Source organism: Bacteroides eggerthii, from assembly GCF_025146565.1.
GTDB classification, from domain to species: Bacteria; Bacteroidota; Bacteroidia; order Bacteroidales; family Bacteroidaceae; genus Bacteroides; species Bacteroides eggerthii.
The window spans coordinates 1,025,693-1,037,910 of record NZ_CP102258.1 but is presented as its reverse complement, the minus strand read 5'-3'; the positions used below and the strand labels follow the sequence as shown (position 1 = coordinate 1,037,910).

At 46.2% G+C, this 12,218-nt stretch carries 10 protein-coding genes; 1 reads left to right on the top strand and 9 read right to left on the bottom strand.

The annotated features are described in order from the left end of the window. Positions 1-4 precede the first annotated feature (4 nt). From NQ546_RS04235 to glpA, 5 genes are read right to left on the bottom strand one after another with little or no spacing between them, the layout of a single operon-like run. Positions 5-1,417, bottom strand: coding sequence for a glycerophosphodiester phosphodiesterase family protein (locus NQ546_RS04235; RefSeq protein ID WP_004292211.1), 1,413 nt, complete (start codon positions 1,415-1,417; stop codon positions 5-7). A gap of 57 nt (positions 1,418-1,474) precedes the next feature. Then, positions 1,475-2,872 carry a phosphoglycerate transporter protein PgtP gene (gene pgtP / locus NQ546_RS04230; protein WP_004292210.1) on the bottom strand — a complete coding sequence of 466 codons (1,398 nt, stop codon included), beginning with the start codon at positions 2,870-2,872 and terminating at the stop codon, positions 1,475-1,477. Between the two features lie 23 nt (positions 2,873-2,895). After that, a complete protein-coding gene (gene glpC / locus NQ546_RS04225) occupies positions 2,896-4,149 on the bottom strand; it encodes an anaerobic glycerol-3-phosphate dehydrogenase subunit GlpC (RefSeq protein WP_039953559.1) in 1,254 nt (417 codons plus the stop codon). Positions 4,150-4,153: 4 nt separating this feature from the next. After that, a complete protein-coding gene (gene glpB / locus NQ546_RS04220; RefSeq protein ID WP_004292208.1) occupies positions 4,154-5,398 on the bottom strand; it encodes a glycerol-3-phosphate dehydrogenase subunit GlpB in 1,245 nt (414 codons plus the stop codon). A gap of 11 nt (positions 5,399-5,409) precedes the next feature. After that, positions 5,410-7,014, bottom strand: coding sequence for an anaerobic glycerol-3-phosphate dehydrogenase subunit A (gene glpA, locus NQ546_RS04215; RefSeq protein WP_017141042.1), 1,605 nt, complete (start codon positions 7,012-7,014; stop codon positions 5,410-5,412). Between the two features lie 327 nt (positions 7,015-7,341). Between glpA and NQ546_RS04210 the strand changes: the two genes are divergently transcribed. Next, a complete protein-coding gene (locus tag NQ546_RS04210) occupies positions 7,342-8,127 on the top strand; it encodes a DeoR/GlpR family DNA-binding transcription regulator (RefSeq protein ID WP_004292206.1) in 786 nt (261 codons plus the stop codon). 67 nt (positions 8,128-8,194) lie between these two features. Here the strand turns inward: NQ546_RS04210 and NQ546_RS04205 are convergent, their stop codons facing one another. The 4 genes from NQ546_RS04205 to NQ546_RS04190 all read right to left on the bottom strand — a co-directional run bounded on the left by NQ546_RS04205 (position 8,195) and on the right by NQ546_RS04190 (position 12,212). Continuing rightward, a complete protein-coding gene (locus NQ546_RS04205; RefSeq protein WP_039953557.1) occupies positions 8,195-8,872 on the bottom strand; it encodes a NigD1/NigD2 family lipoprotein in 678 nt (225 codons plus the stop codon). 66 nt (positions 8,873-8,938) lie between these two features. Further along, on the bottom strand, positions 8,939-10,078 hold the full coding sequence (locus NQ546_RS04200; RefSeq protein ID WP_004292204.1) for a 1-acyl-sn-glycerol-3-phosphate acyltransferase: 1,140 nt from the start codon (positions 10,076-10,078) through the stop codon (positions 8,939-8,941). A 92-nt stretch (positions 10,079-10,170) separates the two neighbouring features. Then, positions 10,171-11,145, bottom strand: a complete 975-nt coding sequence (locus tag NQ546_RS04195; RefSeq protein ID WP_004292203.1) for a D-alanine--D-alanine ligase — start codon at positions 11,143-11,145, stop codon at positions 10,171-10,173. Next, on the bottom strand, positions 11,142-12,212 hold the full coding sequence (locus NQ546_RS04190) for an RluA family pseudouridine synthase (RefSeq protein ID WP_039953500.1): 1,071 nt from the start codon (positions 12,210-12,212) through the stop codon (positions 11,142-11,144). The genes NQ546_RS04195 and NQ546_RS04190 overlap by 4 nt, the downstream gene beginning before the upstream one ends. Between the last annotated feature and the right edge of the window lie 6 nt (positions 12,213-12,218).

Below are 12,218 nucleotides of genomic sequence, written 5' to 3'. Positions count from 1 at the left end.
TTAATTAATAACCAAGTCTTTCAAGTGTCTCAACTGCATCCGGAACCGTTTGAGGAGCAGGCGCTTTGCGCAGACCATTGTCAATTAAATATTTCAGACTCATTTCCGAACGGTTAGTGAACAGACCGTCACCATAGATACCATGCAGAACATCGTCATATTGTACAGTATTTCCCCAGTTGTATTGTCCGAAATACTTACCCATTTGCGCATAAGAGTCGAATGAGTACGGATGATTCAACATGCCGGATTTCTTGATCAGATAGGCCTGCCATGGGGCGTTCATCTCCGGATAGTTATTAGGAGCTCCCGCAATGCAAGGGCCGATAATGTGAGCCTTATATTCCAAACCAAGATTGATGAAAGAGGCATATCCCTGAGGCGTGTCATACTTCAAGTCGGTGGCGCCGTTACCTTCCCACAACAAGAAACACATAGGTATTTTACCCTGGAATTCGTCTGCTGTGCGGCGAAGACTTTCAAGAGAGAATGTCTGAAGAATCACCTTACCATTGGTATTGCCTACATTTACTTTATTGTTCTTATAGAAAGGTTCTCCATCACAAGGTTTCGTAATAATGTTCCAACCAAGTTCGTCCAATTTATTGTAAACACGCTTTTCAAAGTCCGAAGGATTCAGCCAGGACTCCTTAAACTCGATATAAATACCCGGACGGTTACCTGTATCCTGCGGATCATCCACATATTCAAATTTATATGTCAAGCAATCCCGGGGTTTGTCCGGATCCCAAGTGCCGGTGACAGTGTATATGCGTTCACCATCAGAACCGCGTTTCAGCATTTTGCCTTCGGCGTAACGAATCTGGTCTTCAAGGGCGGAAACATATTGATGTTTTTCGGCAAATGACTTGCGGGCTTGCTCAATACTTGTCTCATTGAACCAACTGCCGGCATCCAGAGCCAGTAATTCTTCGTACATATAAGACATCGCATAATAGGGACGGAAACTTGCCTTATCAGCGGCAACCAATTTTTCTGCCTCTTCCTCGCTCATTCCATGACGCATGTAAAAGGCTTTACGCGTTGCCGGAACAAGTTCGCTATACACATTCTCAATGTTAGTGGTACGTTTCAAATTGTCATCATGGTTCGCAAGGATCACACCGTCCTTCGTGCACTGAAGATCGGATTCAAGATAATCCGCACCCATTTCGCGTGCCCAGCGCCATGCTGATTCCGTTTCTTCCGGCGCCCAGAATGTTGAACCGCGATGAGCCATTACAGCGTAATCGGGTACATAGTCGCGTACTTTTGCCATTTCGGCTGAGATTGTGTTTACTTCAACACGTGTTGCATCATTATTCACATCTGTAAAATCTTGGTCTTCACAGGAAGTGAAAGCTACTAAAGCCATACCTAATAAGGTTGCGCTCAATCTGATTGGATTCTTCAACATAGTTTAATTTTTAAGGTAAATACTGGTTTAAAATCATTCTATATTATCTTAAAAAGATTATTTCTTATTTCTTTCCGCAAGTAATGCTTTTTCGTCTTTATAAGTGAAAGACATCAATAGGATGGACAAAGCACAAGCGATGAGCAGCAAGATGAAAGTCCAGTCCCAACCGGCCATTTCAGCTACATAACCGAGGACTACATTGGCCAGAATAGCCGTTCCGAAGAAGTAGCCGAAGAACCCGGTAAGTCCGGCAGCCGTACCGGCAGCATTCTTAGGAGCAAGATCAAGCGCCTGAACTCCAATCAACATTACCGGCCCATAGATAAAGAAACCGATAGCAATCAGAGACAAAGTCACAATCATATAGTTGTCGGAACACTGCCAATAGAGGAAGATAAATACCGCTACAATAGCCATAAAGATGATAGTAGTCATAGCACGCCCACCCTTAAATACCTTATCACTCAGCCAACCGCAAACCAGTGTTCCGGGTATTGCCGCAAACTCATAGGCAAAATATGCCCACCCCGCTTGCTTGATATCATAGCCCTGGGCCTCTTTCAGGAACGTCGGAGCCCAGTCCAAGCAACCGTAACGCACCATATAGACAAAGGCATTGGCGATAGCAATGTACCAAAGCATTTTGTTGTTGAACACATGCTTAAAGAAGATTTCTTTAGCCGTCAGCACTTCTTCCTGTTTTTCGCTATAATTCTTAGGATAATCATTGCGGTATTTCTCAATGGAAGGAAGTCCGCAGGATTGAGGAGTATCACGTATCAGGCAATATGCCACTAACGCCACGAGGATAGCTACCGCTGCCGGGAAAACATACGTACCGATGAGAAAGTAACGGGATGAATCAACCCCATAGAACCAAGAGCCAAACCACAGTGCGCCATAAACAGCCATTGGGCCTACCAACGCACCGCCCACGTTATGGGCGCAGTTCCAAATGGACATCATTGTTCCCCGTTCGGTCACTGAAAACCAGTGTGTCATGACCCGTCCGCAAGGAGGCCATCCCATACCGTTGAACCAACCTACCAAAAAATTCAGGACAGCCATTACAATGATAGCCAATGATTTTTGTTCCGGACCGAAGAATTGTACCGGTACAATCATAAACATCATGGAAACAGCCGCCAAAACCAATCCTAATGGTAGGAATACACGCGCATTGCTACGATCGGACACGCTTCCCATTAAAAACTTGGACAAAGCATAAGCAACCGCATTCATAGAAAGCACGATGCTCAATTCTCCTTTTTCAAAACCAAACTGGCCAAGTTCCGGGATAGCCATTGAAAAGTTCTTACGCACAATATAAAAACCTGCGTAACCAATAAAAATGCCTAAGAAGACCTGCCAGCGATAACTCTTATATACAGAGTCAATCTTCTCTGCCGGTAACTCCTGCTTGTAAGCAGGTGGTGCCAAAAAATTCCACATAGTACAAAGATTTAATGATAATATTATTTATTACAATTCAATTTACTGGTTTCTTCTAAATCCAGAGCTTCCGCAAGTACCGAGATGGGGTGTTTTACTTTTGCCGAAGTAGACATTTCAATCTGCCATTTGCAGGTTTCACAATCGGTAGCCACAAAATCCGCTGCCACTTCTTCTATCTGGTTAAACAATGAAGCGCCTATTCCCTGTGATGTTTCGTAGTTTTCTTTTTTAAATCCATATGTGCCCGCAATTCCGCAACACTGAGAGTTCAGTACGGTAAGATCCACATTGGGAATACTGCGCAATAAAGCAATGGAATAATATGCCCAACCCAATTTTTCCATATGGCAAGGCGTATGATAGGCTATCTTCATCTTCACATCATTCCGGAATTTCAACTTTACGTTTCCTTCCTCAAGCAAACGGAAAATAAAACGGGTGGCCAGCTCTATGCTGTCGCGCACATCTGCATTGTCAATTCCAAGTAAATGAGGATATTCATCGCGCATCGTGAAAATACAGGTTGACGAGGCTCCGATAACAGGACGCTTGTCCTCCAGAACAGACTTACGAACGGAACGGAGATTGGACTCAGCCTGCTTACGCGCTTGATTTATCAAGCCGTTGGAAATCAAAGCCACCCCGCAACATTTCTCCTTTTCAAGCAAATGCACTCCATAGCCTATCGCATTGAACACACTCACCATGTCCTTACCCAGTTGGGGGAAATTATAATTGATGTAACAGCCATGGAAGAAAGTCACATGTTTCTTATAGTTCTCTTGCAAAGCCATTACATTCTTCTTGAACCAACTTTCGAATGTCTGGGAAGAATATTTCGGAAAGACACGACGATGATCTATCTTCAACGCTCCATCCATCACCATTTTCACCGGTTTCAAAGACAATGTGGCATTTACCACAGGAGCGAAAGCAGATGCCATAGTGCCCACGAAATCCGTATTGGCCAACATGATATCACGCAATGCCGGTTTTTTCTTGCTATATTTGATGCGTGCCAGCTGAATGATGTCTCCAATCTTCACATTCGACGGGCAAGCCACTTCACAACGTTTACAATTCAAACAATATTTCAGCGCCTCATCAAAATATTCACCTCTTTTCAAGCGAAGGCGCTCCTCGTCCGGACCGGCTTGCTTCGGACCGGGATACTTGGGGTTCACCGGAATAACCGGACAATACACTGTACAAACAGTACATTTTATGCATTGCTCAAAATTGTTCTCGCTTATATTGTTCTGCTGCATATTCATGATCTCATCCATTTATTAAGTTATCCGCTACATATAATGCCGTAAGCATAGAGACACCTGCACCGCAGCCCTCGTGTATTGTATTGGAGCCGCCTAAAACAGATCCGACCGCAAACAGATTCTGTTGTACATCGCCCTTGATCTTTATCCGCAACTTTTCATCGGTAGCTACGCCGAATGTCATATAATTCTGTTTATTGAAGAACGACTTGTCATACCAACTGTCACGTCCGGGAGTAAAATCGACATCACTGCCGAAGACCGGCTCGATAACTTTATCGGGTTGCGCAATCAATCCGTTGCTGAAATAACTTCCCGAAGCCAGAACAAAGTTTTCCGCCACAAATGAAATATCCCCATGATTGACGGAATATACCGATTGCACCTTGTTGCCCTTAAAATCTGCTTTCACCACTGTATCACCCAGCATATACACTCCCCCCAGTTCTTCAAAAGAACGACGGAGCTGTTGCTGTGCACGAATACCGGGAACAGACGGCGGCATTGTCGGTATCAGCCATACCGGAATATTCAACGCTTCTTTCAGTCTCCTTACCGGCGCCACAGACGAAAGTCCGAATACGGCAGGCAAAGCAACCACATCGAAACCGGAAACCGTTCCTGCCAATTCCATTATCAAGGCCTCAAGCGTTTTTTCATTCTCCAAAACTCTGGCAATATTAGTGGATCGCATTTCTGTCGGACTAATCCGCAGTCTTTCCAGTTCAGGAAGATTTATGGAAGAAATCTGGCACTTTGCCCCATACTTCTCAAAGCTGTCAGCGACAAACTTCGTATTGAAGTCAAGGAATCCGGCCATATTGACAACCCGAATCTTCTTGCCGGCCATGTCACTTACCGATGAGAAAGGCGTAAAATCGGAGAAAGTCAGCCAAGTCGGTTTCAATGTACCCATAGGGGTTATGCGCAAATGGTTCTGTTCAGCATCACCGGCCACCTCAATCCCCAAATCAAGGAACTGCTGCTTTGCCTCATGAACATAATATGCAAACTCGCTACCCAATTTGGCATAAGGATGATTCGCACTGACTTTCCCAACAGCAGCCATGGGATTATCCACCTTCGTACCGTCAGGAAGCTCATTAAGCAAATCAAACGAACCCGAAGAAAAGTGCAACGCACTTTGTCCGGTGGAAACAATAGCACATTTCACACCGTTCTTTTGCAAACGGATTCCACATGTCAAGCCGGCAAGTCCTCCGCCTATTATTAAAACATCAAATTTCATCTTTATTCATTTTATTCCATTCCACAAACTCCGCTATATATCCACTGGGTATATTCGCTTTCGCGCAACGCCTCGCCCCACGCCACAGGATACAATCCTTTCCAACGTTCATTCAGGAACGAAGCCAAATCATCTTTCGCCTTCTGCGAACAATTATGCGCCTCGCCCAACAAACCTGCCGCACGACAAGCACAAAGTTCTCCCTGACATGTCCCCATACCGACACGCGTGCGACGACGCAAGTCTATCAGGTTGTGCACATCAAGCTCGTTCACCGCATAGTTGACCTCGCCCACTGTAACATCTTCACACTCGCAAACCAGACTATTATCATACTTGCTTTCCGACGCAATCTTTGCAGCCATTTCACCATGACGCCCAACCGAAGAACGTTTAGGCTGATCAGCCACTACCTGCCTGCCATTGGACTCTCCTTCTTCCATTCGCGAACCGGGAAGAGGTTCATTCATGGTAGTACAAGGCTTATCAACACCAAGTTTCTTGCAGGCCAGATCCGTAGCCCACTCCGCCATCAAGCGGTAAGTCATCAACTTGCCGCCGGTAATAGTTACAAAACCCGCCACACCGTCACGTGTCTCATGATCCAGCAATACGATGCCGCGGCTGATGTTACGGCCGGAAGGATCATTGTCGGCAGCCACCAGCGGACGAACGCCGGCGTATGCACGCAGAATACGGGTTGTTGCCAATGCAGGAGCCAGCTTTTCACCTTCCGACAACAGCAGGTCAACTTCTTCCGACGTAACCCTCACATCATCCACCTCGTCAAAACCCACACGACTTGAAGTCGTTCCAATCAGGCAGATTGTATCCCCCGGAACGAGAATGTCCGCATTGGCGGGCTTGCGGCAGCGATTCAGCACAACATTATTGATTCGATGCCCAAAAATCAACAATGAGCCTTTCGCAGGGAACATGTCCACCCTTATGCCTGCTTTTGCAGCAATGCCATGTCCCCAGATACCTCCCGCATTGATAGTCAGAGGTGCATAATAATTATGTTCAGTCTTTGTTTTATGATTAAATACGGTGACTCCCACAATGGCCCCCTGTTCCCGAATCAAAGCTGTCACTTCATGGTATACCAATACTTTTGCACCATGAGCTTTAGCGTCGATGACGTTTGCCAAAGTCAGCCTGAAAGGATCTATCGAGCCGTCGGGAACTTTCACCGCACCGATTATTGAAGGATTCACAGAAGGCTCTATCAGTCTCGCCTCGGCCGGGTCAATCGTCTCGGCATTAATACCTGCCGCCCGGCAGGACTCCACAAACAGGTTCTGATAGGAAAGATCATCTTCCGGAAGAGAGATAAACAAACCGCCGTTTTCTTCCACGCAATGACGTGCTATCTTCCGAAGAATCATATTCTCTTTAATACATTCAGCGGCCGATTCTCTATCAGTCACCGCGTAACGGGCGCCACTATGAAGCAATCCATGATTGCGCCCGGTAGCACCGGCGGCAAAATCGAAGCGCTCCACAAGCAAGACACGCATTCCACGCAAGGAACAGTCTCTTGCCGTACCGGCTCCGGTTGCACCTCCACCAATAATAATGATATCAAATTCGTTAGTTCCGCTATTAAGTACCATGCCTCTTATAATATTAGTTAATATTGTTTGGGATTCAAGATCCATGCAACAGTCACTTTTCTTTCTTACCAAAACAACTCAGGTTTCATTTCGCAACAAATATAAATTCTATTTTTATAATAGCGAAACTTTTTCTTTATTTTTTTGCTAAAAACCAGAAAAAAACTCTTCAAACGAGAAGTTTCGTCCCAAAAAGCTCCGATTCAGCTTACATTTCAAAAGAAAGCACTACCAAACGGACGTTTTACCATTTCTTAGCATTGAGAGTTTCTTTATACTATTTTTTTCAAGTATATTAGCGCATAAAATACAATTTCCAGACCGATTATGACAAAAGAAGAAAGGCAGGCTCTCATATTAGAGCTATTAATGCAACACGATTCTATTTTAGTAACAGATTTAGCTACGCATCTCAACGTTTCGTCAGTTACGATACGAAAGGATTTGACCGATCTCGAAAGAGAAAAGAAACTGTATCGGAATCATGGAAAGGCAATCCTGATAGACCCTTATATCGACAATCGGAACGTCAGCGAGAAAGAAAAATTATATGTTGAGGAAAAGCGGCTGATAGGAATGAAAGCCGCCAACCTAATCGCCCCCAAGGATTCCATCCTGATAGCGTCGGGCACAACCATGCACGCGCTTGCACGCAGCATAGCTCCGGCAGACGAGCTGACCGTCATCACCGCTTCCATGGAGGTCTCAAACATCTTGGCAAGCGAGAAAAACATATGCATCATCCAGCTTGGCGGAATTCTACGGCACAGCAGCCTCTCCGTTGTGGGGAAATATGCGGAAAACATACTGGCAGACTTCTCGTGCAGCAAATTATTCATCGGTGTGGACGGCATTGACCTCGACTTCGGCATCACCACCACCAATATGATGGAAGCAAGCCTCAACCGCGTGATGATGCAAACCGCACAAAAAACAATTGTGCTGGCAGACTCCTCCAAGTTCGGACGGCGCGGCTTCAGCAAAATAGCCGATATGGAAGACATCGACCATATCATCACCGACTCCAAAATCCCCCCCTCCACCGCCCTACGCATAGAGGAGATGGGTATTGAGCTGACCATTGCCGATCCCTGCCACCACAACAACCTTTAAAAAAGAAAAGAGGATATGCCAAAACTCCGATGGCCTATCCTCTTATATATAATGTATAGAAATAGAATCACTCCTCCACATGGAGCCCTGTTTCATCCAAAATATAGGTTTTGAGGCGGCCGGAGTAAGTATAAACACTAAAAAAGACATCCACTCCCTGCACACCGTCAATCATATACTGCTTTAAGGGGACAGACAGATAAGCGCGTTTGCTATAATCTTGCGTGGCACTGGTCACATCATGGAACAAAGTCAGCCGCACTTTGGCACGCCCACTCGCTTCATCCACAGAAACCTCATCCTCCACAAAATGAAAAAGATGTTTCCCTTGCTGCTTTACTTTCAAGATTATATTCAGATAATCATGCCCCAACCAAATGCTCTGCACCTCCGAAGGCTCCGTCTTCACGCCCTCTTCAAACTCATCAGCCGCTAAAGGGACAGGAGAAATCGCCTGCAATAAAGCATACAGTTTAACGCCTGCAACTTTATCGTCAGTTGTCAATGTCTCATAATTGGCCACTATACGGATAGCGGCATCCACACCAACACGCATGCCGGACGCATCCTCAACAACCCGAAAGGTCTCGCCTTCATCGGTGAGCACCGTCTCCAGCCTTCCGTCCGCACCGGAAAATGCAGTCAGGAAATCCTGCCGCACAGAAGGATAATAATAGTCATCACCGCATGCCGCCAACAAGCAGGCCAATACGGCAACCAACAATCCACGACAGTATCTTTTCACATTCACTCGTTCCACGCGATTAAGACTCCCTCCTTCACTACTACCATAAAAACCGCCAATGACTTCTTATTTAGTCGCAACCAGATGGTTTGTCAACGGGTTGGCATACATCAGCAGCAACTTCTCACGCAGGAAGTCCACATCCTTATTGGGAATCGTGATACGTTCCAACTGGGTGTCAATATAACTTGTAAAGCGTTTCCTATCCTCCGCCGTATAATGGTCGGCAAATTCCTCCGCATTATACAACAGGTCGTGAGCCACATAATTATTGGCAAAAATACGATAGTTGGCATGAATACGCTTATCAATCAAGGCAGATATAGCCACAAACAGTTCCGGTTTAGGCAATGTCCTGTCCAGTTTGGCCAGATCCTCATTAATACAGGATGCCATGCGGAAACATACACGCCCTTTATATCCCAGAAGCCCGGTCTGCATATTCAGCAGGTCATCATCCGTAGTTTTCTTGAAATCAGGAATGTCGCGCTTCAACTGGAATTCCTGCGCCTTCAGGAAATCACAAGGATCGTATTCATACGAAATGGAAAGCGGAACGATGTTCAGTTCCTGAAGGTTGGTAATGATATCTCCGTCGCCGCCCATTGACAACATTTTCAGCACACTATCCTGTGTGACGTCATTGGAGTCCTTGGCACGCCCCTCACGTTGGGCGATCCAGATGGACTGTTTCTTCTCCGCAATGGTATAGTGCATATAGCGCGACATGCGAATGGACGATTCCAGCATCTGGCGCATGGTAAGCGCACGCTGTACGGTGAAGCATTTATTGATGCGGACCAGTTTCTTGATCCAAGGATAAATCAGCAGATTATCACCGATGGCGATTTCTACGGTATCCAGTCCCTGTTCCACCAGAAGAACAGACAAAAAGCCGGAATCAAGAATGATGTCTCTGTGATTGGAAACATAGGTATAGGCAGACTGTTTGTTCAGCACAGCCATGCTTTCCAATATCAGTCCGTCTGTGGTATCCTTGGCCAACTTATGCAGGATTCCATAGCAGAGGTTCTCCTGAAACTCCTGCTTGGTCTTGCTTGCGCGCATTTTTTGCGCGATAGCTTCAAAAGGGACACCCGGCATAACGGCGCAAGCCACTTGTTGGAACGCCGGGTCAGCAATTAATTCCTCAAAGATCTGAGGCAGTTCTTCGTCATGATAAGGGCGGATTTCTTCAAATTCCATGATATGCAATTTTAAATTTCAAACAATCAACATTCGGTTCCAAGACTAATAAACGGGCATCTAATAGCCGGTTGGCACCAAACTGTCAATATCTAAAATTGGTTTTCTATTATATCTGTCATTACATCTTTTATATCCAAGTTTGCCGCGCGCACCTGCTGCGGGATAAAACTGGTGGCAGTCATGCCCGGAGTGGTGTTCACCTCCAGCAGATTTATCTTCTCTCCTTCGGTGATGATATAATCCACACGGATAATTCCGGCAGCGCCGAGGATATCATAAATGGCGGAAGTGAGCTTCTGCACACGATCGCGCAATTCGTCGGGAATACGCGCCGGAGTTATCTCATCCGACTCACCGTTATATTTGGCTTTATAGTCAAAATACTCATTATGCGACACCACTTCCGTAATGGGAAATACCACAGACTTTTCTTTGGTTTTATAGCAGCCGCAGGTAATTTCCGTACCTTGCATGAAAGCCTCCACCAATACCTCCCTGGCTTCTTTGAAAGCCTTCTCAATGGCAGGCTGTATCTCTTCCCTTGTTTTGACCTTTGTCACGCCGAAACTGGAACCTCCCAGACTGGGTTTGATGAAGCAGGGCAGCCCTATCTTACCAATTACGTCTTCATCGGAAACCGACTGTCCCTGACGGAGCAGCAGAGAGTCGGCGATACGCACACCGAAAGCTTTCAGATATTGATTACAGGCAAACTTATCATAGGTCAGTGCAGCCGCAAGCACTCCACAGCAAGAATAGGGTATATGAAGCATATCTAAATACCCCTGCAAGCGTCCGTCCTCACCCGGAGTGCCATGAATGGTGATATATACAAAGTCGAATACCACCTTCTCCCCCCCCAGCCTGAAACTGAAGTCATTGCGGTCCACAGGAGTCTTTGTCCCGTCGGGAAGCTGCACATGCCAGTCCAGCCCATGCATCTCTACAATATATAATGTATATTTCTCCTTGTCGATGAAGGAGTAAATTCCTTGTGCGCTGCGCAGGGAAACCTCAAATTCGGAAGTATCCCCCCCACATGCAATAGCAATTGTGCGTTTCATTCTAATTCTCTATTACTAATGTAGCCTCTCCACTTATCAATCAGCCGGGTCATGTCATCCGGCAGTTCCGAGGTAAAGTACATTTCTTCTCCGGTAACGGGATGCACAAACCCCAGCGTCATGGCATGCAATGCCTGCCGCGGACAAGTATCGAAGCAATTGTTTACAAACTGTTTGTATTTGGCAAAATGCGTTCCTTTCAGAATCTCATGGCCGCCATAGCGTTCATCATTGAAAAGGACATGCCCGATGTGCTTCATGTGCACACGAATTTGATGGGTGCGCCCTGTTTCGAGGACACACTCCACAAGGGTCACATATCCCAAACGTTCCAACACCCGGTAGTGGGTAACGGCATGCTTACCCTGGTCGTCGGGAAGGACGGTCATCTGCATACGGTCTTTAGGATTACGCCCCACGTTGCCTACAATCGTACCTTCGTCCTGCTCCACATTCCCCCAGACGAGAGCACGATAACGGCGTTTAGTGGTTTTATTGAAAAATTGGAGGCCGAGATTGGTTTTTGCATCCGGTGTTTTGGCAATCACCAGCAAGCCGGATGTATCTTTATCGATACGGTGCACAAGCCCCACGTGCGGGTCATTGGCATCATAATCGGGAATATCTTTCATGTGCCAGGCAATGGCATTGACAAGCGTGCCATGATAGTTGCCATGTCCGGGATGCACCACCAGCCCGGCCGGTTTGTTAACCACCATAAGGAACTTGTCTTCATAGACTATATTAAGGGGAATGTCTTCGGGAATAACCTCGTTTTCATAGCGGGGACGATCCATCATAACCGTTATCACGTCCAGCGGTTTTACCTTGTAACTGCTCTTGACAGGTTTATCATTTGCCATTACAAACCCGGCATCGGCAGCCTTCTGTATACGGTTACGCGAAGCATTAGTCAGGCGGTCGAACAGATACTTGTCCACACGCATCATCTCCTGCCCTTTGTCCACAACAACGCGGAAGTGCTCGTAAAGCTGCGACTCATCACCGACAGGTTCTATATCGTCCAGTACATCGTTCTCTATGTCGTCCGGTAACTCTTCGATCATCATTTG

What these genes read in the sequence shown, in the direction of transcription:
- glpA (WP_017141042.1), bottom strand. Translation starts at nt 7,014, where the DNA reads ATGGTACTTAATAGCGGAACTAACGAATTTGATATCATTATTATTGGT.
- glpB (WP_004292208.1), bottom strand. Translation starts at nt 5,398, where the DNA reads ATGAAATTTGATGTTTTAATAATAGGCGGAGGACTTGCCGGCTTGACA.
- pgtP (WP_004292210.1), bottom strand. Translation starts at nt 2,872, where the DNA reads ATGTGGAATTTTTTGGCACCACCTGCTTACAAGCAGGAGTTACCGGCA.
- NQ546_RS04200 (WP_004292204.1), bottom strand. Translation starts at nt 10,078, where the DNA reads ATGGAATTTGAAGAAATCCGCCCTTATCATGACGAAGAACTGCCTCAG.
- NQ546_RS04190 (WP_039953500.1), bottom strand. Translation starts at nt 12,212, where the DNA reads ATGATCGAAGAGTTACCGGACGACATAGAGAACGATGTACTGGACGAT.
- NQ546_RS04210 (WP_004292206.1), top strand. Translation starts at nt 7,342, where the DNA reads ATGACAAAAGAAGAAAGGCAGGCTCTCATATTAGAGCTATTAATGCAA.
- NQ546_RS04195 (WP_004292203.1), bottom strand. Translation starts at nt 11,145, where the DNA reads ATGAAACGCACAATTGCTATTGCATGTGGGGGGGATACTTCCGAATTT.
- NQ546_RS04235 (WP_004292211.1), bottom strand. Translation starts at nt 1,417, where the DNA reads ATGTTGAAGAATCCAATCAGATTGAGCGCAACCTTATTAGGTATGGCT.
- glpC (WP_039953559.1), bottom strand. Translation starts at nt 4,149, where the DNA reads ATGAATATGCAGCAGAACAATATAAGCGAGAACAATTTTGAGCAATGC.